The sequence below is a fragment of the Sphingomonas crocodyli genome (assembly GCF_004005865.1).
GTDB classification, from domain to species: Bacteria; Pseudomonadota; Alphaproteobacteria; order Sphingomonadales; family Sphingomonadaceae; genus Rhizorhabdus; species Rhizorhabdus crocodyli.
The window spans coordinates 2187200-2213349 of sequence record NZ_SACN01000001.1; the positions used below are offsets into that span (position 1 = coordinate 2187200).

The following is a 26150-nucleotide window of genomic DNA, read 5'->3' on the forward strand; positions in this document are numbered from 1 at the left end:
AACGAGGACCGAACGATGACTGCCGAGCTTTCCGGAGCCGATATCCTGATCCAGGCGCTGACCGATCTCGGCGTCGAGGTCGTCTTCGGCTATCCCGGCGGCGCCGTCCTTCCGATTTACGATGCGCTGTTCAAGCAGAAGCGGATTCGCCACATCCTCGTCCGCCAGGAAGGCGGCGCGGCGCATGCGGCGGAGGGCTATGCCCGTTCGACCGGCAAGCCCGGCGTGGTGCTGGTGACGTCCGGCCCCGGCGCGACCAATGCCGTCACAGGCATTGCCGACGCGCTGATGGATTCGATCCCGATGGTGGTGATCACCGGACAGGTGGGTACCCCCCTGATCGGCACCGATGCCTTCCAGGAATGCGACACGGTGGGCATCACCCGCCACTGCACCAAGCATAATTATCTGGTGAAGGATCCGGCGCAGCTGAGCGACGTGATCCATGAGGCGTTCCACATCGCCACCTCGGGTCGTCCTGGCCCGGTGGTGGTGGATCTGCCCAAGGACGTGCAGGTCGCGACCGCCAGCTATCGCAAGCCGACCACCAAGGAGATGCCGCACAAGGGCTATCGTCCGCAGGTGAAGGCGGATCCGACCTTGATCGAAACCGCGGTCGAGATGATCGCGGCGGCCGAGCGCCCGGTGCTCTACACCGGCGGCGGCGTGATCAACTCGGGCCCGGCGGCGAGCATGATCCTGCGCGAACTGGCGCGCGTGACCGGCGCGCCTGTGACCTCAACCTTGATGGGCCTCGGCGCCTTCCCCGCTTCGTCGCCGCAGTGGCTGGGCATGCTGGGCATGCATGGCACCTATGAAGCGAACCTGGCGATGAACAAGGCGGACCTGATCGTCTGCCTCGGCGCGCGCTTCGACGATCGCGTGACCGGTCGCCTCGATGCCTTCGCACCGCATAGCAAGAAGATCCACGTCGATATCGATCGCAGCTCGATCAACAAGATCGTGCGCGCGGATGTCGGCATCGTCGGCGATGTCGGCCGCGCGATGGAGGACATGGTCAAGCTGTGGAAGGCGCGCCAGCACGCCGCGCAGGATCTTAAGCCCTGGTTCGCTCAGATCGACGGATGGCGCGCGAAGAAGAGCCTGAAATATGGCGCTTCGACCAAGGAGATTATGCCCCAGCACGCGATCAAGCGGCTGTGGGAGGCGACGCACAAGCAAAAGCCGATCATCACGACCGAGGTTGGCCAGCATCAGATGTGGGCCGCGCAGCACTTCGATTTCGAAGGGCCGAACAAGTGGCTCACCTCGGGTGGTCTGGGCACGATGGGCTATGGCCTGCCCGCCGCGATCGGCGCGCAGCTGGGCAATCCCAACGCGCTGGTTATCGATATTGCCGGCGAAGCGTCGATCCAGATGAACATTCAGGAGCTTGGCACCGCGACCCAATATCGTCTGCCGGTGAAGATCTTCATCCTGAACAACGAATATATGGGTATGGTCCGCCAATGGCAGGATCTGACCTATGCTGGCCGTTATTCAGAGTCTTACAGCGATGCTTTACCAGACTTTGTGAAGCTGGCGGAGGCTTATGGCTGGAAGGGTATCCGGATCGAGGGGCCGGGCGAACTCGACGACGGGATCGCCGCGATGCTCGCGCATGACGGACCGGTGATGGTCGACTGCCGCGTCGCCAAGCTCGCCAATTGCTTCCCGATGATCCCGTCGGGTGCGGCGCATACCGACATGATCCTCGAAGCCGACGAGGTGGTCGGCGAGATGGACGACGAAGCCAAGGCGCTCGTCTGATCCCCGCTCGCCTTCGCCTAACGACATAATTCGATCAGGGACCGATCCCAATGCACATCAAACAGGAGGCCACCGAGCGGCATACGCTCAGCGTGACCGTGGACAATGAAGCCGGCATCCTCGCCCGCATCGCGGGGCTTTTTTCGGCGCGCGGCTACAATATCGAGAGCCTGACGGTGGCTGACGTCACCGAGGACGAGAAGATCAGCCGCATCACCATCGTGACGTCGGGCACGCAGCATGTGATCGAACAGGTGGTGGCGCAGCTCGACCGGATGATCCCGGTCCACAAGGTCACCGATCTCAGCGTCCTCGGCCCGCATGTCGAACGCGAACTGGCGCTGGTGAAGGTCGTCGGCACCGGCGATCACCGGATCGAGGCTCTTCGCCTGGCGGAGGTTTATCGCGCCCGCGTCGTGGACTCGACGATTTCGAGCTTCATCTTCGAGGTGACCGGAAACCCCGAGAAGATCGACAAATTTCTCGAGCTGATGCGCGAGGTTGGCCTCGTCGAGGTCGCGCGCACCGGCGTCGCCGCGATCATTCGCGGCAAAGAGGCACTTTAAAAGCTTTCAGGAGAGGCGAACGGCCGCTAACGGCCGCCCCCAAGATTTCGGAAAGGGAATTGAAATGCGCGTCTATTACGATCGTGATGCCGACATCGGCCTCATCAAGACCAAGAAGGTCGCCATCGTCGGTTACGGCAGCCAGGGCCATGCCCATGCGCAGAACCTGCGTGACTCGGGCGTTGCCGAAGTCGCGATCGCGCTGCGCGGCGGTTCGGGCACCGCGAAGAAGGCCGAAGATGCCGGCTTCAAGGTTCTCTCGGTCGCCGAAGCGGCGGCCTGGGCCGACATCATCATGATCCTCGCCCCCGACGAACATCAGGCGCAGATCTACAATGACGAGATCGCCCCGAACCTGAAGTCGGGCGCGGCCGTCGCCTTCGCGCACGGCCTGAACGTCCATTTCGGCCTGATCGAGCCGGCCAAGGACATCGACGTGTTCATGATCGCGCCGAAGGGCCCCGGCCACACCGTCCGTTCGGAATATCAGCGCGGCGGCGGCGTGCCCTGCCTGATCGCAATCCACCAGGACGCCAGCGGCAACGCGCATGACGTCGCCCTCTCTTATGCTTCGGCGGTCGGCGGCGGCCGTTCGGGCGTGATCGAGACGACCTTCCAGGAAGAGTGCGAAACCGATCTGTTCGGCGAGCAGGCCGTTCTGTGCGGCGGCATCACCCACCTGATCCAGGCGGGTTTCGAGACGCTGGTCGAGGCGGGCTATGCCCCCGAAATGGCCTATTTCGAATGCCTCCACGAAACCAAGCTGATCGTCGACCTGCTCTATGAAGGCGGCATCGCCAACATGCGCTATTCGATCTCGAACACCGCCGAATATGGCGACATCGTCACCGGCCCGCGCATCATCACGCCCGACACCAAGGCCGAAATGAAGCGCGTCCTGGCCGATATCCAGTCGGGCCGTTTCGTGAAGAACTTCGTCCTCGACAACCGCGCCGGCCAGCCCGAGCTGAAGGCGAGCCGCAAGGCCGCCGCTGCTCACCCGATCGAAAAGGTTGGTTCGGAACTGCGCGCGATGATGCCGTGGATCGGCAAGAACAAGCTGGTCGACAAGACCAAGAACTAATCGCTTGATCGGATCGTTTCGGTCCGTGATCAGTTGAAGGGCGGTGCGCTTGCGCGTGCCGCCCTTTCGCATTTGTGGAGAGAGACGATGAAGAAGGCGCCTCTGCTTCTGGCCGCATTGTTGGCCAGCGCCGCTGCCCTGCCCGTAATCGCGCAGGATATGCCCAAGGAGGCGCCCGGCGCGCCCGATCCGGCGCGCATCACCGGCGGCACCTACAAGGCCGATCCCTATCACACGCAGGTCGGCTTCGACGTTCTCCACCTTGGTTTCAGCCAGTATCGCGGGCTGATCGGCGACATCACCGGCACGCTGACGCTCGATCCCAAGAAGCCCGCCGCCGCCAAGGTTTCGATCGATATCCCGCTGGAGGGCATCAAAACTACCAGCGCCGATCTCGACAAGCATCTGAAGGCTGCGGACTTCTTTGACGCGACCAAGTTCCCGACCGCGCATTTCGAATCCACCTCGGTCAAGGTGAACGGCACGAAGGCCGTGATTGCGGGCAACCTGACGATCAAGGGCGTGACCAAGCCGGTCGTTCTCGACACGAAGTTCGTCGGCGCGGGCAAGATGTTCAACCCGATGACAAAGGCGACCACCGAGCAGGTCGGCTTCGAAGCCACGACCACGATCAAGCGCAGCGATTTCGGCGTCAGCTACGGCGTGCCGCTGGTGCCCGATGCCGTGCCGCTGACGATCAGCGTGGCGTTCGAAAAGCCCGCCTGACCGCTTTGCAATCATTTGCATTTGGCGGATGATTGGGCATTTCCGTTCATCTTCGTTAACATTAGCGTGGCGGCCTCCATCGGAGAACGATCGTTTGCGTAACGAAGATGCTCATGGCGAACTGGCGGTGACGGAATTGCGGCTGTCGCAGGCATTGCTTGCGCTGCAATCGGTCATCGCCGCCGCCGACGGCAATGTCGAGCAAGCCATCGGCGCCGTGCTGGACGGCGCATTGCTCATGCTGCCCAGCGCGGACGGTGCGCTCGTCGCGGTCAGCGAACCCGCAGGGCTGATCTGCAAGGCCGCACGCGGCAGTTTCGAAAGCCTCGCCGGCCGCAGGCTCGACGGCGTCACCCATTCGGCCGAACTCGCGCTCAGCAATGGCCGCTACGTTTATGCGGCGGATATCGAACAGAGCGGCGGCTTCGCACCGGTCATCGTGCGGCTTGGGATACGATCCATCGCTGTGGTCCCCATTCCGTTCCGTTCAGGCCATGTTGGCGTGCTCAAGATCGGCGCGATGCGGCCCGATGCATTTACCGAGGATCATCAGATCGCGATCCGCCTGCTGGCCGGGCCCCTCGCCCTCGCCTTTCTGGGCAATGCGCATCTGGAGGAGAGCGAAGGGCATGAAAGCGCGCATCGCCGCTTCGTCGCGACCTTCGAACAGGCGGCGGTCGGCATGGCGCTCGTCGGACCCGACGGAGGCTTCCTGCGCGTCAACGAACGCTTCTGCCGGATTGCGGGCTATACCAACGATCAACTGCTCGCTGGCGGTTTCCAGCAGATCACCCACCCCGACGACCTCGAGATCGACGAACATCATGTCGCCGAACTGATCGAAGGCGTCACCGACAATTACACGCTGGAGAAGCGCTATATCCGCAGCGATGGCGAGGTGGTGTGGGTCAACCTCACCGTCTCGCTCGTCCGCGATCAGACGGGGGCACCCGAATTCTTCGTCGCGGTGGTCGAGGATATCAGCGCGCGCAAGACGGCCGAACAGGCGGCACGGCGCGACAGCCTCACCGGCCTGCTCAATCGCCGCGGGCTGATCGAACTGCTGGATCAGATGCTCGATCCGGCGATCAGTGGCGAGGCCTTCGTTCTCGCCTTCCTGGACATGGATGGCTTCAAGGGGGTGAACGACCAACTCGGCCATGATGAGGGTGATCGCTGCCTCGTCTCGATCGCCGAGACGCTGATCATGTCGCGGCGTCGCGGGGATCGGCTTGCCCGGCTTGGTGGCGACGAGTTTGTGATGATTCTGCCCCGCACCGCCGGGGAAGATGCACGCCCGCTGATCGAGGCGGCGTGCGGCGCGATCAAGAGCGAGGCGACGACATGCGGATGGCCGATCTCGGTCAGTGCGGGCGCCGTCGCGGTTCCAGCCGCGGCCGGCTGCCAGGCGACCGACATCATCGCGGCGGCCGATCGGCTGATGTACCATGCGAAGCGATCGAAGGGCGCGAAGCTGCGGATCGAAAGCTATGCCCCGGCATAATCGCAATAATCCATTCTCCGCACTGGACTTGCGCGCAGCTTTCGATGTATCGGGCACCCCGATGACGCATTATCGCGCCCTTCTCCTGCTTCGACTTACGCGCCCTTAGGCGCGCGATTTCGCTTGGGGCCGGGGCCGGCCTTTCCAAGCCACGGCGTCTAAGGGGTTCTGGACCGCAGCCCGACAAGACAATCCTGCAACAGGAGCAGGTTCCGTGACCGACACTATTCTGATTTTCGATACCACCCTGCGCGATGGCGAGCAGTCTCCCGGCTGTTCGATGAATCTGGAAGAAAAGCTGCAGGTGGCGGCCCAGCTCGAAACGCTGGGCGTCGACATCATCGAGGCGGGCTTCGCCATCGCCTCCCCCGGCGATTTCGAGGCGGTGAGCGAGGTGGCGCGCCAGTGCAAGCGTGCGACCGTCGCGTCGCTGGCACGTGCGGCGACCGCCGATATCGAGCGCGCGTGGGAAGCCGTGCAGCATGCGCAGCGCCCGCGCATCCACACCTTCATCGCCACCTCGCCGCTCCACATGCGGGTGAAGCTGAACAAGTCGCCCGACGAGGTGCTGGAGGCGATCGATCGCACCGTCCGCCTCGCGCGCAACCTGTGCCCCGACGTCGAATGGTCGGCCGAGGATGCGACCCGTTCGGACCCCGACTTTCTGGCGCGTGCGATCGAAACCGCGATCGCGGCCGGCGCGCGGACGATCAACCTGCCCGATACGGTGGGTTATGCGACGCCCGAAACCTATGGCGCGATGTTTCGCGACATGATTGGCCGGGTGCCGAATGCCGATCTCGCGGTCTTCTCCACCCACTGCCATAACGATCTGGGCCTCGCGGTCGCCAACACGCTGGCGGCGGTGATGGGCGGCGCACGGCAGGTCGAATCGACGATCAACGGCATCGGCGAACGCGCCGGCAATGCTGCGGTCGAAGAGATCGCGATGGCGCTGAAGGTCCGCCACGACGTGATGCCGGTGCGCACCAACATCGTGTCGACCGAGATCACCCGCGCCAGCCGCCTGATTTCGGGCATCACCGGCTTCCAGGTGCAGCCGAACAAGGCGATCGTCGGCGCCAATGCCTTCGCGCATGAAAGCGGCATCCATCAGGACGGGATGATCAAGGACTCGTCGACCTACGAGATCATGACCCCCGAAAGCGTCGGCCTGACCCAGTCGAGCCTGGTCATGGGCAAGCATTCGGGCCGCGCCGCCTTCCGCCAGAAGCTGCAGGAACTGGGCTACGAACTGGGCGACAACGCCTTCCAGGACGCGTTCGCGCGCTTCAAGGAACTCGCCGACGCCAAGAAGGCGGTTTACGACGAGGATATCGTCGCGCTGGTCGATGACGAGGTGAACAGCGGCCACGCCGCGATCCAGGTCAAGGAAGTCGAGATCTATTGCGGATCGAACGGCCCGCAGCGCGCGATCCTGACGCTGGAGGTCGATGGCGAGGACAAGACGGTCACGTCGCGTGGCAACGGCCCGGTCGACGCGCTGTTCAACGCGATCCGCATGATAGTGCCGCACGACAGCTCGATCATGGAGCGGTATGAGGTTCACGCCGTGACGGGCGGCACCGATGCGCAGGCCGAGGTGTCGGTCCTCCTGTCGGAGAATGGCCGCACGACCCGCGGGCGCGGCGCGCATCACGACACGATGGTCGCATCGGCGCGCGCTTATGTGAACGCGCTCAACAAGATGATGGTCAAGCGCGGCAAGGCGCCTGTGGACGCCAGGGTTGCCAGCTGAGGAAAAAGGGGCGGTCCGTACGACCGCCCCACTTCTTCAGGCTTCGCGCGATTGCGGCGGCCGAAACGGGCAGGTCCGCAGCCGTTCGAGCAGATCGAAGGCGAGGATGAACTTCGCCATGCCGGTCAGCACCGCCATGATCACCCCGAACTCGACCAGCTCGGCATCGCTGAACGATCGCTTGAACCGATCGTAAAGCTCGGGGGTGACGACCGCTGCTGCATTGTCGAGCGCCATCACGTCCGCCAACGCCAGGATCGCGCGCTCGCGCTCCTCGAACGGGCCATTTTCATAGTCGGACAGCGCGTTCAGCTGTTCCTCGGTGTAGCCGGCCGCAATCGCCGCCGCCCAGTCCGATCGGTTGCACGACGCGCAGCCATGCCGCCCGGCAAGATGGAGGCGGACCAGCTCGACCAGCTTGGGATCGAGCCGGCCGGACGCGAACAGATCGCGGTAGAAGGCGTGGTTATACCAGTCGTAAACCTGCGGCGCGTTCGTCATCACCTCGACGAAGCTAGTGTCGCCGTGCAGTTCCTGCGATCGATCCCAGCTTCCCTGATGGCGGGCGTTCATCGCCTCGCGCGGCACGCGGTTGAACGGTGTCTGTGGCAGCATCGCGGATCCTCCAGCCGGAAAAATCCGAGCCTAGATGTGCGAACCCCATCGAATAGCTATTTGCCGAAAATGCTCGCGCTGCGAACGGATCGCGGAAATGCGACAAAATGAGCCGGCCCATTAGCCGATTGTTAGGGATATCCGGGCATCGTTTCGGAACCATCAGAGTCGGTATCGCCGGGTGAGGGAATGACGTTCGACAACGACAGCGATGAGAGTGAGGCACGGCGCTACGGGCGCCATCGCATCATGCTCGCCGTCAACATCTACTCGGTACATGGCGAGCTGGGCGGCGTCCTGCTGGACGTTTCGCGCGGCGGCGCGATGCTGAACGCGCACCCGCCCTTGCCAGTGGGTTGCAAGCTGGTGATCGAACGCCAGCATCTCGAAGTTCCAGCGACGGTCCGCTGGGTCGAAGGCAATCGCTTCGGTATTCAGTTCGATGATCCGCTGAGCGAACTCGAAGTGCTCTCGATCGTCACCAAGGCACGGCAGCGCGACGCGGCCTGAAAATGTTTCCCATAGGAAACTTCCGCGTCAGGTCATCATCCGCGTCAGCGCCTGCGCGGTGAAATCGACCATCGGCACGATCCGCGCATAATTGAGCCGCGTCGGCCCGATCACCCCCACCACGCCGACCACGCGTCCATCGACCCCGCGATAGGGCGCGGCGATCACCGACGATCCCGACAGCGAGAACAGCTTGTTCTCCGCGCCGATAAATATCTTCATCCCCTGCCCGCTTCGCGCGCTTTCGAGCAGCCGAGCGATCTCCTCCTTGCCCTCGATCTCGTCGAGCAACTGGCGGACACGCTCCAGATCGGCGGCGTCGCCCGGATCGATCAGATTGGCCTGCCCGCGCACGATCAGCACGGGCCGTGACGCGCCATCGCGCGACCAGACGGCCAGCCCGCGTTCGACCAGCGCCGCCGCAGCCTTATCGAGCGCCGCCCGTTCGCGGCCGATTTCGGCCTCCATGCGGGCGCGAGCCTCGCTCAATGTCATGCCGGCCAGGCGTTCGCTGATGAAATTGCCCGCTTCGACCAGTGCACTGGCCGGGATGTCCGGCGGCAGATCGACGACGCGATTTTCGACGCTTCCGTCATTGCCCACCATCACGGCCACCGCCTGTTCGCGCGACAGCGGGACGAAACTGAACTGCCGCAGCACCGGCTCGTTGGGGGGAACGAGGACGATCCCCGCACAAGCCGACAGGCCCGACAGCACCGCACTGGTTGCGGCCAGCGCCTCCTCGATCGGCCCGCCGCGCGCCGCGCGCGCTTCGATCGCGGCGCGTTCCTCGGGCGAAGGCTCCGCCGTCTGCATCATGCCGTCGACGAACAGGCGCAGGCCGGTCTGGGTGGGCATACGGCCTGCCGAGGTATGCGGCGCCTCGAGCAGCCCCAGTTCCTCCAGATCCTGCATCACGTTACGGATCGAGGCGGGCGACAAGTTCAGCCCGGCCAGCTTGGAGATGGTGCGCGATCCGACGGGCGCGCCGGAGCCCAGATAGCTTTCGACGACCACGCGAAACACCTCGCGCGCTCGGGTCGACAATTCGGTAACAGGCGGTCCGCTCACGCAGCGAGAGATAGGGAAAGCTGGTCGCCCGCTCAACCATCTCGTCATCCCGGCGGAGGCCGGGATCTCAGGAGGTTCCTGCCTCACGCTCGTCTCCTCTATCTCCTGAGATCCCGGCCTCCGCCGGGATGACGATCCAGAGCAGTTGCCCCCGCCCTTCCCCAAGCCTAAAGAGCCGGCCACATCACAAGAAGGATATCCCCATGCGCCCATCCGGCCGCACCCCCGATCAGATGCGCGCAATCGCGATCGAAACCGGTTTCACCGTTCACGCCGAAGGTTCGGTGCTGATCTCGTTCGGCGACACCAAGGTGCTCGTCACCGCCAGCGTCGAGGAGCGCGTTCCGCCCTTCCTGCGTGGCAAGGGCCAGGGTTGGGTGACGGCCGAATATGGCATGCTCCCCCGGGCGACCCACACGCGCGGCAGCCGTGAGGCGGCGAAGGGCAAGCAGTCGGGCCGTACGCAGGAAATTCAGCGCCTTATCGGCCGATCCTTGCGCGCCGTGGTCGATATGACCAAGCTTGGCGAGCGCCAGATCACGATCGACTGCGACGTCATTCAGGCCGACGGCGGCACCCGCACCGCGTCGATCTCGGGCGGCTGGGTCGCGCTGCGCCTCGCGGTGGACAAGCTGATGGCGCAGGGGCTGATCGCCGAGGATCCGATCACGGCGCAGGTCGCTGCGGTCTCGTGCGGCATCTACGAAGGCACGCCGGTGCTCGACCTCGATTATATCGAGGATTCGAACGCGCATGCTGATGCGAACTTCGTCCTGCTCGACAATGGCAACATCGCCGAGGCGCAGGCGACCGCCGAGGGTGCGACCTATGACGAGGAGGCACTGCTCCGCCTGCTCCGCCTCGCCCGGATCGGCTGCACCCAGATCTTCGCCGAGCAGCGCAAGGCCACCGGTCGGTGAGCATCGAGCTGCCCCATCGCAAGCTTGCCCCCGGACGGCTCGTGATCGCGAGCCACAACAAGGGCAAACTCAAGGAGATCGCCGAACTGCTCGCGCCCTATGGGATCGAAACGGTTTCGGCGGCGGCGATGGACGTGCCCGAACCGGAAGAAACGGGCACCAGCTTCATTGCGAATGCCGAACTCAAGGCCCGCTTTTCGGCGGACCTGACGGGCCTGCCCGCGCTCGCCGACGATAGCGGCCTGTGCGTCGAGGCGCTGGGCGGCGAGCCCGGCATCTTTTCGGCACGCTGGGCCGAACTCGAAGACGGCACCCGCGACTTTGCCGAGGCGATGCGCCGCGTGAATGCGCGCGTCGTCGAACAGGGGCCGCAGGCCGGGCATGACGCGCATTTCATCTGCGCGCTCTCGATCGCGTGGCCCGACGGTCATGTCGAAAGCTTCGAAGGGCGCGTCGACGGCACGCTCGTCTGGCCGCCGCGGGGGGCCAATGGCTTCGGCTATGACGCTATGTTCCAGGCGATCGGCATGGATCAGACCTTCGGCGAAATCGAGCCCGAGGCGAAGCACGCGATGAGCCATCGCGCGGACGCCTTCAAGAAGCTCGTCGCGGCGGTGTTTTGAACTCTTCCGTTCGTCCCGAGCGAAGTCGAGGGGCGTTTTCGCGCGACGACGTGTCTCGACTACGCTCGACACGAACGGATCAGGCAAATCTCGCCCTCTACATCCACTGGCCTTTCTGCGTCGCAAAGTGCCCCTATTGCGACTTCAACAGCCATGTCCGCGAGACCGTGGATCAGGAGGCGTGGCGCACGGCCCTGCTCGCCGATCTGGCGCATGAGGCGGCGCTGCTGCCTAATCGGCGGCTGAGCTCGATCTTCTTCGGCGGCGGCACGCCGTCATTGATGCCACCCGCAACGGTATCCGCGCTGATCGAGGCCGCCGGCCGGCATTGGACCTTCGCCGACGACATCGAAATCACGCTGGAGGCCAACCCCAATTCGATCGAGGCCGCGCGCTTCGGCGACATTGCGGCGGCGGGCGTCAACCGTGTCTCGCTGGGCCTGCAGGCGCTTGATGACGAGATGCTCAAATTCCTCGGCCGCGCGCACGACACCGCAGAAGGGCTGCGGGGCCTCGAAACCGCGCAACGCCATTTCGGGCGGGTCAGCTTCGACCTGATCTATGCCCGCCCCGGCCAGAGCGCCGCCGCGTGGGAGGCCGAACTGTCCCGGGCGCTCGGCTACGGCACCGAACATCTCTCGCTCTATCAATTGACGATCGAGCCGGGCACGCAATTCGCCGCGCGCTTCGCCAAGGGCGATCTGCCGACGCTCGACAGCGACAGCGCCGCCGACCTGTTCGAACAGACCCGCGTGCAGATGCGCGAGGCGGGGCTTCCCGCTTATGAGGTTTCGAACCACGCCCGGCCAGGCGCCGAGAGCCGGCACAACCTGGCCTACTGGCGTTACGGCGACTATGCGGGTGTCGGCCCCGGCGCGCATGGTCGTCGCGTCGGTATTGCGACCGCACGGCACAAGAAGCCCGAGAACTGGATCGCGCGGGTCGATGCGCAGGGACACGGCATCCAGACTGAAGATGTCCTCAGCCCCGCCGAACGCGCGCGCGAAGCTTTGCTGATGGGCCTGCGCCTCAATACCGGGATTGACCTTGCCGCCATCGCCGCGCGCACCGGGCAGCCGATCGAGCAGCTTGTCGACGAAGCCGCGGTCGCAAAGCTGGCCGGGCATGGGCTTGTGGCGCGAGACGGCACCGCTCTGCGCGTGACCGAAGCGGGCATGCTGCTGCTCGACGCCATCCTTGCCGAAATCGTCACCGCCGACTGATCTTCAAAACGCCCACCCCCTCCCCCATCTCGCAGGGGAAGGAGATGCGCGTGCGGCGAAGTGTGGGATTGTGGGTCGGGCTGGCAATCGGTCTGGCGGTCGTGATCACGGTGGCGATCGTCGGGTGGTCGATGGGGCGGCGCTACGACGCGATCGTCGATCCGAAGCCCGAGACGATCGTGTCCGCCAGCCTGCAGGGACTGCGCGAGCAGAACCGGCTGTCCGCCTTCACCGCCAGCTATGTCGCGGTGGTGACGTCGAAGCAGAGCCGCTTCGGCCTGTCCGCGCAGAAGACACTGATCATGCCGGGCCTCGTCCGCTACGAGGTCGACATGGCACGCCTGAAGGACGCCGACGTGCGCTGGGCGGCCGAAAGCAAGGAATTGTTCGTCACCCTGCCCGATGTCGAAACGGTCGGCCCGCAGATCGACATGACGCGGATCAAGGAATATGACAGCGGTGGGCTGCTGCTGCGGCTGACCGACGCCGCGCAGACGCTCGACGCCGCCAATCGCCGCGCGGGCCAGGCCGAACTGCTGCGTCAGGCGCGCGCGCCGATCCCGATGTCGCTCGCCCGCGATGCGACCCGCCGCGCGGTGGCGCAAAACTTCGGCCTGCCCCTGCGCGCTGCCGGCATGGAGGCCGCTATCCGCGTCCGCTTCGCCGGCGAGAAGGATTTTCCGCAACCGAGCCGGGAGTGGATTACCCGCTCCCGCTCGGTCGAGGATGTCTATGCCGACAAGCCGTAAGGCCTATTGCTTGAAGCTCGCCGGGGCTTCGGACACCGTCTTGGCGCCCGCGGGGCTCAATTCCTGAACCTCGAGCGCGCGTTCGGCGATGCCGGTCGGGCCGAAGCGGAAGGCGCCGTCAACACCGACGAAGCCGTCGGGATCGCGCAACATGTTCGCCGGGAAACGATCGCCCACCTTCCAGCTGCCCGCCGCCTTGATCACCAGCAGCATCGAATCGTAGCCGAGGCTCGCCAGACGGAACGGCGCGCGGCCGAACTGGCGCTTGTAGCCGGCGGCAAGCTGACGATAGCGCTTGTCCGAAACGCTGGCGAACCAGGATCCCGCGAGCACCGGTGAGGTCAGCAGCGCCGATTCGGCCTGCCACAGCTCGGTCCCCATCACCCGCGCCTGCGGGCTGGTTGCCTTGCGGATCAGCGGCACGGCCTGCGTGGCGATGCGGGCATTGTCGGCGACGAGCACCGCGTCATAGGGCTGCCCCTTGCCGAGCTGCGCCACCGCCATGCTGAGCGACTTCGGTGTACGATCGAACGACTTCATCGCCACCAGCGATCCGCCCGCGCCCTCAACCGCGCGGATCATCGCGGTGGATGCATTGCGGCCATAGACACCCGCGGGGACGAGCGCAGCAAACTTGGTGATGCCGCGCCCCTTGGCATAGCGCACGACGCGATCGACCGACTGGCTGGGCGAAAAGCCCATCAGATAGACGCCGTTACCGGCCACGGCGGCATCGTTCGAATAAGCGACCACGGGCACCGATTCCGCGCGCGCCTCGGTCGCGACGGCCGCGACGTCGTCGGACAGCAGTGGCCCCAGGAACAGCCGATTGCCATCGGCCAGCGCGCGCTTGGCGGCGGCCGCCGCTCCGGTTGCGGTGTCGTAGGTCGTCAGCCGGATCGATTTATTGCTCGTGTCGATCAGCGCCATGCTCGCAGCATTGGCGATCGACTGGCCGACCGCGGCGTTCGGGCCGCTGAGCGGCACCAGCACGGCGACGCGATGACGCGGCTGATCCTGCGGGGCGATTTCGGACTGGCTTTCGGGCTTGGGCGCGGCCGGCGCCGGGCGGCCACCGCGCGGAACGACTCCGGAGCAGCTGGCCAACAACATCGTCAACAATGTCGCTCCCGCGACAAACGAGCGGCGCGACCGTTGATCGCGACGGGGAGCTTCTGCCATTACAGTCATTCTATGATCGATCCTTCCGAGCCCGACCCGGCCGCCGATGGGCAGCCGAATGCGTCCCTCCCCCCGGGCCTGTATATCGTCGCCACGCCGATCGGCAACTTGGGCGACCTTTCCCCTCGCGCCGCGGACATATTGGCGCGTGCCGATCTGATCGCGGTCGAAGACAGCCGTGTGACGGCCAAGCTGTTGCAGCGCATCGGCACGAAGCGGCCGATGGCCCCCTATCACGATCACAATGCCGACAAGGTTCGTCCGGCGCTGATCGCACGAATGGCGGGCGAAGCGATCGCTCTGGTATCCGACGCGGGAACGCCGCTCATCTCTGATCCGGGCTACAAGCTCGTTCGCGACGCGCGGGCGGCGGGCCATGTGATCACAACCATTCCCGGCCCCTGCGCCGCAATCGCCGCGCTGACGCTGGCGGGGTTGCCCACCGATCGATTCTTCTTCCTTGGCTTCCTGCCCGCCAAGGAAAAGGCCAAGGCCGATGCGATTGCCGAGATTTCCGCCATTCGCGCCACACTGATTCTTTACGAATCCGGGCCAAGACTGGCTGCTACCCTCGCCGCTTTGGCCAAGGGGCTGGGCGATCGCGAGGCCGGTGTCGCCCGGGAAATCAGCAAGGCTTATGAGGAATGCGTGACGGGAACGCTGACCGAGCTTGCGGCGCGCTATGCCGATCATCCGCCCAAGGGCGAGATCGTCGTCATCGTCGGCCCGCCCGGCGAAGCCGCACCCACGACCGAGGCCGATGCGGAAGCGTTGCTGCGCGACGCGCTTTTGCACCTGCCGCCCACAAAAGCGGCCGCAGAAGTGTCGAAAATCACAGGTCTTGCCCGCCGCGACCTCTATGCCTTGGCCATGACGATGAAGGACCGGGGATGAGCGACCGTCACCATGCCGAAAAGCGGGGCCGCTGGGGCGAGACGCTCGCCTCCTTGTGGCTGATGCTGCGCGGCTGGCGGATCGTCGGCCGGCGCGTGAAGACGCGTCGCGGCGAAATCGATCTCGTCGCGCGCCGCGGGGGCACCGTCGCCTTCGTCGAGGTCAAGACGCGCGGCACCGAACGCAATCTGCTCCGTTCGATCGACGAATATCGCCTGCGCCGCGTGATCGCCGCCGCCGAGGCCGTGGCGCCGCGTTATGCCGGCCCGCGCGATGCGATCCGCATCGATGTGATGCTGGTGCGCCCCTGGTCGCTGCCCATCCACCTGCCCAACGTCTGGCACGGGTGACAATTCGCTGCGGCGACCCTAGTTAAGCTCCGAAATCGTAGCCGGAGCCTTCCCATGAGCCTGAATGTCGCGGTCCAGATGGATCCGCTCGAGACGATCAACATCATGGGCGATTCGACCTTCGCCGTGATGCTTTCCGGCATCGCGCGTGGACACAGCCTCTGGCATTATGCGGCGGGCGACCTGTGCTATCGCGACGGACGGCTGACCGCGCCTGCGCGCCGGATCAAGAAACTGGCCCGCGTGGTCGGCGATCATTTCGAACTGGGCGACTGGCAGGTGATCGACCTCGCCGACGATATCGATGTCGTGCTGATGCGACAGGATCCGCCCTTCGACCTCGCTTATATCACCGCGACCCATCTGCTCGAACGGATCCAGCACAAGACTTTGGTGGTCAACGATCCCGCCTCGGTCCGCAACGCGCCCGAAAAGCTGTTCGTGCTCGATTATGCGCGCTTCATGCCGCCGACGATGATCACCCGCCGCCTGGAGGACGCCCGCGCCTTCCACGAGGAGCATGGCGAGGTGGTCGTGAAGCCGCTCTACGGCAATGCCGGGTCGGCCGTGTTCCATGTCGGCCGCAATGATGCCAATCTCGCGGCGCTCACCGAATTGTTCGGACAGGTCTGGCGCGAGCCGTTCATGGTGCAGGCCTTCCTGCCCGACGTGACGAAGGGCGACAAGCGCATCGTGCTGGTAGATGGGAAAGTTGCAGGCGCTATCAATCGCTTGCCGAAGAAAGGTGAGATTCGATCGAACCTTGCGGCGGGCGGCAAGGCCGATGCGACCGAACTGACGGCGCGCGAGACCGAGATTTGCGAGGCGCTCGGCCCGGACCTTGCCGCGCGCGGCCTTCTGTTCGTCGGGATCGACGTGATCGCCGGGCATCTCACCGAGATCAACGTCACCTCCCCCACCGGTATTGTCGCGATCGACAATTTCAACGGCAGCGACACGCCGGCGCTGATCTGGGAGGCGATTGAAGGAAAGGCTGGCTCGGCCAAGGCCGGCTGATCGTGGCCGACTGGATTCGCCAGCTGATCGTCGACGGCGGCTATTTCGGTATCTTCCTGCTGATGGTGGCGGAGACGGTGTTTCCGCCGATCCCGTCCGAAGTGATCATGTCGCTGGCGGGGTTCGAGGCGGCCGCGGGCAGGCTGTCTTTGCCCGTCGCGATCGTCGTCGGGACGGCGGGCGCGATGGTCGGCAACACGATGTGGTATTTCATCGCGCGTGCGCTGGGGTTCGATCGGTTGCGTCCAGTCGTCGAGCGCCACGGCCGCTGGTTCACCGTCGACTGGAGCGAGATCGAGACCGGCGAACGCTGGTTCCGGCGCTATGGTGGCTGGTTCGTGGGCCTCGGCCGCATCATGCCGACTTTCCGGACCCTGATCTCGGTGCCCGCCGGGCTGGTGCGGATGCGCTTCCCCGCCTTTTTCCTCTGGTCGATGGTCGGGACTCTGGGCTGGGTGACGGTACTCGGCACGATCGGCTGGACCCTGCGTCACACCTTTGCGCAGGCCGAGCAATGGCTGAACATCGTGACCTTCGCGCTCGTGGGCGTGATGGTCGTCTGGTATCTCTGGCGCGTCGCGACCTGGAAATCGGCTCAGAAGGAGTAGCCGATCGTCGCCGATATCGTCCGCCCATTGATTGATCGGGCACGGACGATGCCATTGGCGGAGATCGTCGCTTCTTCCGCCTCGGTAAAGCCCTTCACATCGAAGATGTTGTTCGCGCCGATCGAGACCGACACACCCGGCATCGGCCGCACTTCGGCGAACAGATTGACGGTGGTGAAGCCCGGCAGCTTCAGCTGGTTGCTGTCCTGCGCATAGCTGTCGGTCGTGCCGACCACGTTCGCGCCGATCGTGAACAGCTGCTGGCGATATTGCGGGGTCAGTTGATAGACGAACTTCGCCTGCCGCCTTGGGCGATTGCCCTTGTTCGCGGGCGTGATCGCATCGCGGCTGATCTCCGCATCCGTCCAGGTGCCCTTGGCGGTGAGGCCCAGGCCGCTGAGCGAGAAATAGCTTCCCTCAAGCTCCACGCCCGTCGCGCGATAGCGGCGATCGAGGAAGCGCAGGCTGGTCGCCTCGAAATTCTGTTCCTCGGTATTGGCGTGGAACAGGGTCGCGTAAAACTCCATGCGGCGCGTGCGATATTTGAAGCCGGCTTCGGCCTGCCGCACGAAATCGACCGCCGCGCCTTTGTCGACGATGTCGCCCGTCGCGTCGATTGCGGGGCCGAACAGGATGCGATCGGCATTGGCGCGCCCGCCCCGGCTGTAACGGAGGAACAACGCAGTCTCCCGGCCGAGCCGATAGTTCAGCCCGGTCGACCAGGAAACATAGTCGTAATTGTAGCGAACCGGTGATCGCGCACCCGCGAGCACGGTGGTCCGCGTCTCCGGCGCCGAAATCGCGCCATCGCCGTTGACGTCGACCGACGCGAGATTGGCCGTCAGCCCGCCCAGATTGCCCCGCGCGCGGCCATTGTCCCAGCGCAGGCTGGCCGCAAGCGACCATTTGCCCTTCAGGAAGCTCATCGCCGCGAACGGCGCCGCGATGTCGTATCGCAGGTCATAATCGCGACGGCAGCAATTGCCGAAGAAGGTCGCGCCATAGCCATAGACGCCGCCTTCGGTGACGCGCTGTCCAGCGGCGTTACGGATATCGACCAAAGCGGCGTTGCCGTCCCCGCGCACGTCCGAGACCAGGCTCGTCCACCGCCAGTCGCTCTCGACATATTGACGCGCGAGATAGAGGCCCCCGGTGAGGGTCAGCTTGCCGCCGCCGATGTTGACGTCGCGGATCGCGCGCATCTCATTGACGATTTCGTCGAGGTTGCGGAGCCGCACATCGAAGACGACGCTTTCCGACAGCAGGCCATTGCCGTTGAGCCCGGCCGGCGCCGTGATGGCAGTGCCCGCCAGCGGGCCGGTTGCGTAGGTCAGGCCCGCCCCTGCCCCGCCCAATGCGGTCGCGATTGTCGACGCATTGTCGACCAGCGCGGGGAACAGGCCGATGAAGCGGCCCGACGTGTTGGCGTAGCGAAACCGCTCGCGCAGCGTCCATCCGTCGCCGGGCTGGATCTGCACTTCCAGGCCGATCTGGCGGACCAGCGGGTGCATTCCGTCGGCGATATCGTCGCGCACCGGGCGGTTGTTGCGATCGAGCGTCAGTGCGCCGCGGATGTTGCGCGAATAAGGCGATCCGCCGTTGATCGAGAAACCGGGCAGGCTTTCGTAGCGCGGATCGGCGTCGCTGCCCGTCACCCGCACCGGCGCGGGAAGGTAAGACACCGCATGATCGTCCAGATATTTGAAATAGAGGCGGACGAAGCCGGTGCCGAAATCCTTGGTGACGTTGCCCTTGATCTGCCCGCCGCGATTGCCGTCATAGCCGGTCTTCCGCGGCCCTTCGCCACGCCGATAGAAGCCGCCGACATGGAAACGCCAGTCGTTTCCGATCGGCGCGCCATAATCAAAATCGAGCCGATATTCGTCATAATCGAGGCCGAAGCCCGCGCGCACCTGCCCACCCGCGGTCTCGCCCGTCTTCGACAGCAGGTTGATGACCGCGCCGGGCGCGTTCGAAACGAGCGTCGATACCGAGCCGCCGCGCACCGCCTCGATCCGCAGGACGTTCAGATCGGCACGGATGAAGCTGTCAGCGGTCGCGAAGGTGATGTCGCCGAACTGGAGCGCGGGAAGCCCATCCTCCTGGATCTGGACATATTTGGCGCCGCCGGTCGCGATGGGCAGCCCGCGCACCGCGATATTGGCATTGCCCTCTCCGCCCGAGCTTTCCGATCGGATGCCGGGAATGTTGCGGAAAATCTCTGCCGTCGATCGCGGCGAGAGGACCGATATTTCATCGGGGCTGATCGTACTGACCGAGATGCTCGCATCGAGCCGGTTCAGCCCGCGCGGCACCGCCGTCACGATCACGGTGGGCGAACTCGACAATTGGCGCGGTTCGACGGGCGCAGTCTGCGCGAAAGACGGCGTCGCCAACGCCATCGCCCCCAAACTCACGCCTGCCGCAACACCCCTCATATCCGCCAGTTTTCGCTTGGGCGACGGCAGGCTGCAAGCCCTGATATTCAGTCGGCGCTCGTTAGGCCGATGCCCGCTTCACCAATGTCGGCGCCATGACCATCGAACCGACATCCTCGCCGGCGTGGCGACGGAACAGGCGATCGACCAGTTCGGTCGCGCCACGGCGGAAATCCTGCCGGATCGTCGTTAGCGGTGGCGACATCAGTTCGGCTACCGGAACATCGTCATAGCCGACGACGGCGACGTCATCGGGAACCTTCAGCCCGCGCGCGATAAGCGCCTTGATCGCCTCGATCGCGATGACATCGGATGCCGCCACGATCGCATCGGGCAATTCGCCCTGGTTGAGACGCTCGGCGATCACCGCGAAAGCAGGCGCCGCTTCGAAGGGCGTTTCCACCGCACCGAAAGGCTGCACACCCGCATCGCGATGCGCATCCCCATAGCCGGCATAGCGCGCAACGGCCTCCGGAACGTCAAGCCTGCCGGCAAACAGGATGCGCCGCCGCCCGGCCGCGAGAAGATGCTGGGTCGCGAGCATGCCGCCGATGCGATTATCGCTGCCGACCGAACAATAACGCTGGCCCTCATGCTTTTCGCCCCAGACCACCAGCGGGCGATATTCCGAGCCGAGCCGATCGAGCGCATCGACCTGATCCGATTGACCAAGGACAATCAATCCGTCGATCCGCCCCGAATTGGCCAGCGCATCGAGCCAGCCTTCTTCGGTCGGCACGACACGCGACAGCAGCAGATCATAGCCGCGCGCGGTGACGCCTTCGGCCAGATGCCCGATCATCAGGCCGAAGAAGGGATCGGACAGATGCTGCCCGACTTCATGCCCCATCGGCAGCACCAGCCCGATCGCCTGCGAACGACGCAGACGCAGGTTTCGCGCCATCTGGTTGAGGCGAAAGCCATGTTCCCGCGCCAGCGCCTTGATGCGCGTGCGGGTGCCCTCGCTGATCATGCTGCTGCCGGCCAACGCACGCGACACGGTCGATGCCGACACGCCTGCAAGGCGCGCCAGATCGGATATGCTCGTAACGCCCTCTCTGGGCTTTCTTATCATTGCCGCCCCCCGATCGCGGTCTAGAATGGACATGATTGCGCCATGTCCCGTGGACTTTAAAAAGCGCTCTCCAGGCGGCTCAGAAGATTCAACGCAGGGCTTGGCGCCGGTTCTGCCGGTTCTTCCGCGGCATCGAGCCGTGCCACCCTGGCGTAGAGTTCACGACTGGCCTCGATCAGCGCGATCGCTTCTGCGGGAAGCCCCGCAAGCGTCGCGGGGTCGCTGTCGGCGGCCTCGCCGATCCTCCGTGTCGACATGCGCGCTTCGATCCTGTCGATCTGGCCCATTTCCACCGCGCGCTGCGAAAGGAGCCACGAGAGGATGTGCATCAGCCGCGTCGTGACCTTGAGCGACTCGCACGAGAAGACGACCCGATCGATCGGCTGAAGCGCATCGCGCTCCGCCGACGCCCGCTCAAAATAAGCGCGCGCCTCATCCGCCAGCAGCATCGCCTCTGTGTACAGAGTGTCGATCAGCCGGCCGTGAAGTCGAATCTGGGCTGGTTCATTCCCCATCTGTTGAGAATGACACAGTTGCATTGCGCTTCGAAAGAGAAATCATCGTTAAGCCATTGGCTTGCGATGGATTTTTGCCGCGCAAAGATGTGCGAACGATTGCAAAAATCGCCTGTTCAGGCCGCCAAGTATCTGAAATTGCTAATCACTAGAAAAACCGCGCTTTTTGATGAGTTATCATCAAGGGTGGATCATAATTCGCGATCGAGGGTCACGGCGCCCTCCGCATCCGTCGCAATTATACGATAAAAGCAGCTTCGCTCGCCTGTGTGACATGCCGGACCGGCCGGTTCGCAGCGCATCCAGACCGCATCCTGGTCGCAATCGATTCGCAACTCGACGACGCGCATCACGTTCCCGCTGGTCTCGCCCTTCTTCCAGAGGCGCCCGCGCGAACGCGAGAAGAAGGTCGCCTCCCTGGTGCGGATCGTCGCGTCCAAAGCCTCGGCATTCATATGCGCGAGCATCAGCACCTCGCTGGTCGCATGATCGGTCACCACCGCGGTGATCAATCCTGCGGCGTCATATTTGGGCTGAAGCGCCCGTCCCTGTTCGCGATCGTCGGCCATAAGCGGGCGATTGGCCGAAAGGCGAATGCCCCTCAAGTCGAAAAGTGACAATCGTGGGTCACAGCGGGGGCGACAAAGCCGATACCGCCCCCTATATGCCCGCCCATCGGCCAACAGCGGGATTCGCGATGCTCACCACGCATCCGTTCGACGACGACAAGCTGCGTGAAGAATGCGGCATTTTCGGAATTTGGGGCGCGGAAACCGCCTCGGCAATGGTGGCGCTGGGTCTCCACGCGCTGCAGCATCGCGGCCAGGAGGCGGCGGGCATCACCAGTTGGGATGGCCACGCCTTCCACACCCATCGCGCGATGGGTCATGTCGCGGGCAATTTCGACCGCGACGATGTGATCCGCGGCCTGCCGGGCAAGGTCGCCTGCGGCCATGTCCGCTATTCGACGACGGGCGAAACCGCGCTGCGCAACGTGCAGCCTCTGTTCGCCGAATTGTCCTCGGGCGGCTTCGCGATCGCGCATAACGGCAACATTTCGAACGCGATGAAGGTCAAGCGTGAGCTTGTCCGCCTCGGCTCGATCTTCCAGTCGACCAGCGATACCGAGACGATCATCCACCTCGTCGCGATGTCCAAATATCGCACCCTGCTCGATCGCTTCATCGATGCGCTCAAGCAGGTCGAGGGTGCCTATGCGCTGATCTGTATGACGGCGGAGGGCATGATCGCCTGCCGCGATCCGCTCGGCATCCGTCCCCTGGTGCTGGGCCGCGTCGGCGACGCTTATGTCTTCGCGTCGGAAACCGTCGCGCTCGATGTGATCGGCGGCACCTTCATTCGTCAGGTCGAGCCGGGCGAGTTGGTGATCGTGTCCGAAAGCGGCCTGCGATCGATCCGTCCGTTCGGCGATGTCCGCGCGCGGCCGTGCATCTTCGAACATGTCTATTTCTCGCGCCCCGACTCGATCGTCGATGGATCGTCGGTCTATTCGGTGCGCAAGCGGATCGGCGCGCAGCTCGCGATCGAAAATCCGGTCGACGCCGATCTGGTCGTCCCCGTTCCCGACAGCGGTACGCCGGCGGCGATAGGTTACGCACAGGAATCGGGCATTCCGTTCGAACTGGGCATCATCCGATCGCATTATGTCGGCCGCACCTTCATTCAGCCGAGCGATCAGGTTCGCCATCTGGGCGTGAAGCTGAAGCACAATGCCAATCGCGCGCTCATCGAAGGACAGCGGATCGTGCTGATCGACGATTCGATCGTGCGCGGCACGACCAGCGTGAAGATCCTGCAGATGCTCCGCGACGCCGGCGCGCGCGAAGTCCATCTGCGCATTGCCAGCCCGCCGACGCGGCACAGCTGCTTCTACGGCGTCGATACGCCGGAGCGCGCCAAGCTGCTTGCCGCGCAGATGAACGTGGCCGAGATGGCGACCTATATCGGCGCCGACAGCCTCGCCTTCCTCTCGATCGACGGCCTCTACAAGGCGTTGGGCGAGGACAATCGCGACGATCGCGCGCCCAGCTTCTGCGATGCGTGCTTCACCGGCGACTATCCGACCCACCTGACCGATCAGGCGGAACTGGAGCCGACCGATCAACTCGCGCTGCACGGCGAACGCGTCGTCGCCTGATCCTTCCTCGAATACGGACCGACTATGATCCAGACGCTTTCCGGCAAGCTCGCGCTCGTCACCGGCGCATCGCGCGGCATCGGCGCTGCGACCGCGATCGCGCTGGGCAAGCGTGGCGCGCACGTCATCCTCACCGCGCGCACGGCCGGCGGCCTTGAGGAGGTCGAGGAGGCGATCCACCAGCATGGCGGTACCGCGACGATCGCGCCGCTCGATTTGGCGGAGAATGACAGCATCGCCCGCCTGGCCGAGGCGATTGCCGGCCGCTGGGCACGCCTCGACGTCATGGTGCTGAACGCCGCGATGCTCGGAACGCTGGCGCCGGTCGCCGCGATCGATGCCAAGGAGTTCGCCCGCGTCCTGACGCTCAATGTCATGGCACAGCAGCAGCTTATCGCCGCCTTCGATCCGCTGCTCCGCGCGTCGGACAATGCGAGCGTCTTTGGCGTCACCTCGTCGGTGGGCGCCAAGGCCCGGCCCTATTGGGGCGCTTATGGCGCTTCGAAGGCTGCGCTCGATACGATGCTGAATGCCTATGCGCAGGAAGTCGCTAACATCAGCAAGGTCCGCGTGTCGATCATCGATCCGGGTGCCACCGCCACCAAGATGCGGCAGCAGGCATTCCCCGGCGAGGATCAGGCGACGCTCAAGAGCCCCGATGTCGTCGCTGAAACCATCGCGAAGCTGGCCGAAAACGGCTTCGAGAGCGGCAGCCGCACCCGCGTAGAGGCATAGATTTTTCCGCGATTTCCGAGCCGGCGAATGATCATATTCGCCTCGAAATCGCTCTAAGCGGCCAACGCCTCAGCCGCGACCGTCTCGCGGATCCAGCCACCACCCAGCACGCGATCGCCACGATAGAGGACGGCCGCCTGCCCCGGCGCCACGCCATATTCGGGCTGTTCGAACACCACCGCATCGCCCTCGATCCGCGCCGGTACTGGCTTGGCAAGCGAGCGAACCTTAGCCGTCACCGGTCCATCGCCGCGCGGGCCGATCCAGTTGCAATCGTCGAGCATCGCGGCGCGCACCGCGAGCGCGCGGCGCGGGCCGACGATCAGGCGGCGCTCGGCCGGGTCGAGGCGCACGACATACAGCGGCTCGGGGCTTCCGCCGATCTCGATCCCGCGCCGCTGGCCGACGGTGAAGTGAATCAGCCCCTTGTGCTGGCCCAGCACCTGGCCTTCCAGATCGACGATCTCGCCAGGTTCGGCGGCTTCGGGGCGCAGCTTGCGGACGATCTTGGCATAGTCGCCATCGGGCACGAAGCAGATGTCCTGGCTGTCGGGCTTGGCCGCGACGCCCAGGCCATATTCGGTGGCGATGGCGCGCACGGCGGCCTTTTCCATGCCGCCCAGCGGGAAGCGCAGATAGGCCAGCTGATCGTCGGTCGTCGCGAACAGAAAATAGCTCTGGTCGCGCGCCGGATCGATCGCGCGGTGAAGCTCAGGGCCATCAGCGCCCATCACGCGGCGGACATAATGGCCGGTCGCGAGGCAATCGGCACCCAGATCGCGCGCGATGCCGAACAGGTCGGTGAACTTCACCCCCTGATTGCAGCGGACGCAGGGGATCGGCGTGCGCCCCGCGGCATATTCGTCCGCAAAGTCGGCGATCACCGAATCCCGGAACTGGCTTTCATAGTCAAAGACATAATGCGCGATGCCGAGCCGATCGGCGACGGCGCGCGCGTCGCGAATGTCCTGCCCGGCGCAACAGCTTCCGGTGCGGCCAACCGCCGCGCCATGATCGTAGAGCTGCAGCGTCACACCGATTACCTCGGCGCCGCTTTTGGCTGCGAGCGCCGCCACGACCGAACTGTCGACGCCGCCCGACATGGCGACGACGATCCGCTTTTTCGCGATATCTTCGAGTTGAAAATCACCAAACATGCGGCGCCCTTTAGCAGCAGCTTAGACGATCGGCGAATCCGACATTTCCTCCTAAAGATTCCTCCGCTCCGCCCGTTACCTTGCCTGAGACCGGAAAGGAGGTGGCGGGATGAAGGAAACGTTCGGAGCTTTCGACACCGCCGCCGCAACCCCGGTAACGACTGGTCTGGATTTCGACGCGCTCAAGGCGGCGTTGGCGGCGGCGCAAGCCGCTTCCCCCACCGTGCGTGCGATGGAGGCGACGGCGCCTGTGCGTTCGTCCCATCCGGCCGATAGCGCCATCGCATTGTTCCTGGGCGAGGATGGATGGCGCGCCGCGTCGTCCGCCATGCACGGCAGCTTCCATCAGGCTGCCGCTGGAACGATCGTGGATAATGAAGGCTAAGGAAGGTGACCCGGCCGTTTACCGTGCCGTTCAAACCTTCGTTGAGAGCGGAACCCTAGGGAATGACCAAGAGGAACACATCCTGGTCCTCGGGCCGTGTAGAGGTAGCGTAAATGATCGAGAACCAGAAAATCCGTCCCGCTCAGGTTATCGGCCCGCTCGGCGAGCCGCTGACCCTCGCCAGCCTCCCCGATCCGAGCACGACCCGCTGGGTCGTCCGCCGCAAGGCCGAAGTCGTCTCTGCGGTGTCGGGCGGTCTGCTGACCGTCGACGAGGTCTGCGATCGTTACAGCCTGACGGTTGAGGAATTCGCATCGTGGCAGCGCGCGGTCGAGCGTTCGGGCATGCCGGGTCTGCGCGTCACCCGCATCCAGCATTATAAGTCGCTGTACGAGCGTCAGCAGAAGTATTGAGGCGAAACGAGCCGTGGAAACACGCGGGAAAAGGAACTAGCCCAGTCGCCAAGCGTATCTAGCGCAATCGGTTTTTCGGCCATGCCGAACCGAAGATAGATAC

General features: G+C 64.6%; 27 protein-coding genes. 19 read left to right on the plus strand and 8 right to left on the minus strand.

Annotated elements, in window-relative coordinates; all coding sequences use genetic code 11:
• Positions 1-15: 15 nt before the first annotated feature.
• The 6 genes from EOD43_RS10550 (at position 16) to EOD43_RS10575 (ending at position 7409) form a co-directional block, all read left to right on the plus strand.
• A complete protein-coding gene (locus tag EOD43_RS10550; protein WP_127743570.1) occupies positions 16-1770 on the plus strand; it encodes an acetolactate synthase 3 large subunit in 1755 nt (584 codons plus the stop codon).
• 50 nt (positions 1771-1820) lie between these two features.
• Positions 1821-2336, plus strand: coding sequence for an acetolactate synthase small subunit (gene ilvN, locus EOD43_RS10555; RefSeq protein ID WP_127743572.1), 516 nt, complete (start codon positions 1821-1823; stop codon positions 2334-2336).
• 64 nt (positions 2337-2400) lie between these two features.
• Positions 2401-3420: a ketol-acid reductoisomerase gene (gene ilvC, locus EOD43_RS10560; protein ID WP_127743574.1), complete on the plus strand. Its 1020-nt coding sequence runs from the start codon at positions 2401-2403 to the stop codon at positions 3418-3420.
• Positions 3421-3507: 87 nt separating this feature from the next.
• A complete protein-coding gene (locus EOD43_RS10565) occupies positions 3508-4146 on the plus strand; it encodes a YceI family protein (protein WP_127743576.1) in 639 nt (212 codons plus the stop codon).
• A 94-nt stretch (positions 4147-4240) separates the two neighbouring features.
• Entirely contained in the window at positions 4241-5650 is a 1410-nt protein-coding gene (locus tag EOD43_RS10570) for a sensor domain-containing diguanylate cyclase (protein ID WP_164857188.1), read from the plus strand.
• A 214-nt stretch (positions 5651-5864) separates the two neighbouring features.
• A complete protein-coding gene (locus tag EOD43_RS10575) occupies positions 5865-7409 on the plus strand; it encodes a 2-isopropylmalate synthase (RefSeq protein ID WP_127743580.1) in 1545 nt (514 codons plus the stop codon).
• Between the two features lie 36 nt (positions 7410-7445).
• Here EOD43_RS10575 and EOD43_RS10580 read toward each other — a convergent pair whose 3' ends face one another.
• Entirely contained in the window at positions 7446-8024 is a 579-nt protein-coding gene (locus EOD43_RS10580; RefSeq protein WP_127743582.1) for a carboxymuconolactone decarboxylase family protein, read from the minus strand.
• 189 nt (positions 8025-8213) lie between these two features.
• On the opposite strand from EOD43_RS10580, the gene EOD43_RS10585 reads away from it, so the two are divergent.
• A complete protein-coding gene (locus EOD43_RS10585) occupies positions 8214-8534 on the plus strand; it encodes a PilZ domain-containing protein (protein ID WP_127743584.1) in 321 nt (106 codons plus the stop codon).
• 27 nt (positions 8535-8561) lie between these two features.
• On the opposite strand, the gene hrcA is transcribed toward EOD43_RS10585, so the two are convergent.
• The gene (hrcA, locus tag EOD43_RS10590) at positions 8562-9605 is read right to left on the minus strand and encodes a heat-inducible transcriptional repressor HrcA (protein WP_127743586.1); all 1044 of its coding nucleotides are present in this window, start codon (positions 9603-9605) and stop codon (positions 8562-8564) included.
• Between the two features lie 203 nt (positions 9606-9808).
• On the opposite strand from hrcA, the gene rph reads away from it, so the two are divergent.
• The 4 genes from rph to EOD43_RS10610 are packed head-to-tail and all read left to right on the plus strand — an operon-like array spanning position 9809 to position 13120.
• The gene (rph, locus tag EOD43_RS10595; RefSeq protein ID WP_127743588.1) at positions 9809-10525 is read left to right on the plus strand and encodes a ribonuclease PH; all 717 of its coding nucleotides are present in this window, start codon (positions 9809-9811) and stop codon (positions 10523-10525) included.
• Positions 10526-10527: 2 nt separating this feature from the next.
• Positions 10528-11148, plus strand: a complete 621-nt coding sequence (gene rdgB, locus EOD43_RS10600) for an RdgB/HAM1 family non-canonical purine NTP pyrophosphatase (protein ID WP_420822453.1) — start codon at positions 10528-10530, stop codon at positions 11146-11148.
• Between the two features lie 50 nt (positions 11149-11198).
• A complete protein-coding gene (hemW, locus tag EOD43_RS10605) occupies positions 11199-12371 on the plus strand; it encodes a radical SAM family heme chaperone HemW (RefSeq protein WP_127743592.1) in 1173 nt (390 codons plus the stop codon).
• A gap of 50 nt (positions 12372-12421) precedes the next feature.
• Complete coding sequence (locus EOD43_RS10610) at positions 12422-13120, plus strand: DUF4230 domain-containing protein (protein WP_240653147.1); 699 nt, start codon at positions 12422-12424, stop codon at positions 13118-13120.
• Positions 13121-13123: 3 nt separating this feature from the next.
• Here the strand turns inward: EOD43_RS10610 and EOD43_RS10615 are convergent, their stop codons facing one another.
• On the minus strand, positions 13124-14302 hold the full coding sequence (locus tag EOD43_RS10615; RefSeq protein ID WP_127743596.1) for a penicillin-binding protein activator: 1179 nt from the start codon (positions 14300-14302) through the stop codon (positions 13124-13126).
• A gap of 12 nt (positions 14303-14314) precedes the next feature.
• Between EOD43_RS10615 and rsmI the strand changes: the two genes are divergently transcribed.
• The 4 genes from rsmI to EOD43_RS10635 are packed head-to-tail and all read left to right on the plus strand — an operon-like array spanning position 14315 to position 17171.
• On the plus strand, positions 14315-15196 hold the full coding sequence (gene rsmI, locus EOD43_RS10620) for a 16S rRNA (cytidine(1402)-2'-O)-methyltransferase (protein WP_127743598.1): 882 nt from the start codon (positions 14315-14317) through the stop codon (positions 15194-15196).
• On the plus strand, positions 15193-15546 hold the full coding sequence (locus tag EOD43_RS10625) for a YraN family protein (RefSeq protein ID WP_127743600.1): 354 nt from the start codon (positions 15193-15195) through the stop codon (positions 15544-15546). Before rsmI ends, EOD43_RS10625 begins: the two co-directional genes overlap by 4 nt.
• Before the next feature lie 54 nt (positions 15547-15600).
• Entirely contained in the window at positions 15601-16563 is a 963-nt protein-coding gene (gshB, locus tag EOD43_RS10630; protein ID WP_127743602.1) for a glutathione synthase, read from the plus strand.
• Positions 16564-16565: 2 nt separating this feature from the next.
• Entirely contained in the window at positions 16566-17171 is a 606-nt protein-coding gene (locus EOD43_RS10635; protein ID WP_127743604.1) for a DedA family protein, read from the plus strand.
• Here EOD43_RS10635 and EOD43_RS10640 read toward each other — a convergent pair.
• The 4 genes from EOD43_RS10640 to hisI form a co-directional block, all read right to left on the minus strand.
• Complete coding sequence (locus EOD43_RS10640; RefSeq protein ID WP_127744709.1) at positions 17159-19573, minus strand: TonB-dependent siderophore receptor; 2415 nt, start codon at positions 19571-19573, stop codon at positions 17159-17161. The genes EOD43_RS10635 and EOD43_RS10640 overlap by 13 nt on opposite strands.
• Before the next feature lie 97 nt (positions 19574-19670).
• Positions 19671-20717 (minus strand): LacI family DNA-binding transcriptional regulator, encoded by a 1047-nt coding sequence (locus EOD43_RS10645; RefSeq protein ID WP_240653149.1) that lies wholly within the window; start codon positions 20715-20717, stop codon positions 19671-19673.
• A gap of 23 nt (positions 20718-20740) precedes the next feature.
• Positions 20741-21223, minus strand: coding sequence for a DUF1465 family protein (locus EOD43_RS10650; protein WP_338068994.1), 483 nt, complete (start codon positions 21221-21223; stop codon positions 20741-20743).
• A 167-nt stretch (positions 21224-21390) separates the two neighbouring features.
• Positions 21391-21768, minus strand: coding sequence for a phosphoribosyl-AMP cyclohydrolase (gene hisI / locus EOD43_RS10655; protein WP_127743606.1), 378 nt, complete (start codon positions 21766-21768; stop codon positions 21391-21393).
• Between the two features lie 128 nt (positions 21769-21896).
• Between hisI and purF the strand changes: the two genes are divergently transcribed.
• Entirely contained in the window at positions 21897-23357 is a 1461-nt protein-coding gene (purF, locus tag EOD43_RS10660; protein ID WP_127743608.1) for an amidophosphoribosyltransferase, read from the plus strand.
• 24 nt (positions 23358-23381) lie between these two features.
• Positions 23382-24092: an SDR family NAD(P)-dependent oxidoreductase gene (locus tag EOD43_RS10665; RefSeq protein ID WP_127743610.1), complete on the plus strand. Its 711-nt coding sequence runs from the start codon at positions 23382-23384 to the stop codon at positions 24090-24092.
• 53 nt (positions 24093-24145) lie between these two features.
• On the opposite strand, the gene mnmA is transcribed toward EOD43_RS10665, so the two are convergent.
• Positions 24146-25249, minus strand: a complete 1104-nt coding sequence (gene mnmA / locus EOD43_RS10670) for a tRNA 2-thiouridine(34) synthase MnmA (RefSeq protein WP_127743612.1) — start codon at positions 25247-25249, stop codon at positions 24146-24148.
• A gap of 109 nt (positions 25250-25358) precedes the next feature.
• Here mnmA and EOD43_RS10675 point away from each other — a divergent pair, with 109 nt between their 5' ends.
• Entirely contained in the window at positions 25359-25634 is a 276-nt protein-coding gene (locus EOD43_RS10675; protein ID WP_127743614.1) for a hypothetical protein, read from the plus strand.
• Positions 25635-25747: 113 nt separating this feature from the next.
• Entirely contained in the window at positions 25748-26047 is a 300-nt protein-coding gene (gene sciP / locus EOD43_RS10680) for a CtrA inhibitor SciP (RefSeq protein WP_127743616.1), read from the plus strand.
• Positions 26048-26150: the final 103 nt, after the last annotated feature.

Coding starts and splice junctions, on each gene's coding strand:
- EOD43_RS10550 (WP_127743570.1), top strand. CDS start 16: ATGACTGCCGAGCTTTCCGGAGCCGATATCCTGATCCAGGCGCTGACC.
- ilvN (WP_127743572.1), top strand. CDS start 1,821: ATGCACATCAAACAGGAGGCCACCGAGCGGCATACGCTCAGCGTGACC.
- ilvC (WP_127743574.1), top strand. CDS start 2,401: ATGCGCGTCTATTACGATCGTGATGCCGACATCGGCCTCATCAAGACC.
- EOD43_RS10565 (WP_127743576.1), top strand. CDS start 3,508: ATGAAGAAGGCGCCTCTGCTTCTGGCCGCATTGTTGGCCAGCGCCGCT.
- EOD43_RS10580 (WP_127743582.1), bottom strand. CDS start 8,024: ATGCTGCCACAGACACCGTTCAACCGCGTGCCGCGCGAGGCGATGAAC.
- EOD43_RS10585 (WP_127743584.1), top strand. CDS start 8,214: ATGACGTTCGACAACGACAGCGATGAGAGTGAGGCACGGCGCTACGGG.
- rph (WP_127743588.1), top strand. CDS start 9,809: ATGCGCCCATCCGGCCGCACCCCCGATCAGATGCGCGCAATCGCGATC.
- EOD43_RS10615 (WP_127743596.1), bottom strand. CDS start 14,302: ATGGCAGAAGCTCCCCGTCGCGATCAACGGTCGCGCCGCTCGTTTGTC.
- rsmI (WP_127743598.1), top strand. CDS start 14,315: ATGATCGATCCTTCCGAGCCCGACCCGGCCGCCGATGGGCAGCCGAAT.
- EOD43_RS10625 (WP_127743600.1), top strand. CDS start 15,193: ATGAGCGACCGTCACCATGCCGAAAAGCGGGGCCGCTGGGGCGAGACG.
- gshB (WP_127743602.1), top strand. CDS start 15,601: ATGAGCCTGAATGTCGCGGTCCAGATGGATCCGCTCGAGACGATCAAC.
- EOD43_RS10640 (WP_127744709.1), bottom strand. CDS start 19,573: ATGGCGTTGGCGACGCCGTCTTTCGCGCAGACTGCGCCCGTCGAACCG.
- EOD43_RS10645 (WP_240653149.1), bottom strand. CDS start 20,717: ATGTCCATTCTAGACCGCGATCGGGGGGCGGCAATGATAAGAAAGCCC.
- EOD43_RS10650 (WP_338068994.1), bottom strand. CDS start 21,223: ATGCAACTGTGTCATTCTCAACAGATGGGGAATGAACCAGCCCAGATT.
- hisI (WP_127743606.1), bottom strand. CDS start 21,768: ATGGCCGACGATCGCGAACAGGGACGGGCGCTTCAGCCCAAATATGAC.
- purF (WP_127743608.1), top strand. CDS start 21,897: ATGCTCACCACGCATCCGTTCGACGACGACAAGCTGCGTGAAGAATGC.
- EOD43_RS10665 (WP_127743610.1), top strand. CDS start 23,382: ATGATCCAGACGCTTTCCGGCAAGCTCGCGCTCGTCACCGGCGCATCG.
- mnmA (WP_127743612.1), bottom strand. CDS start 25,249: ATGTTTGGTGATTTTCAACTCGAAGATATCGCGAAAAAGCGGATCGTC.
- EOD43_RS10675 (WP_127743614.1), top strand. CDS start 25,359: ATGAAGGAAACGTTCGGAGCTTTCGACACCGCCGCCGCAACCCCGGTA.
- sciP (WP_127743616.1), top strand. CDS start 25,748: ATGATCGAGAACCAGAAAATCCGTCCCGCTCAGGTTATCGGCCCGCTC.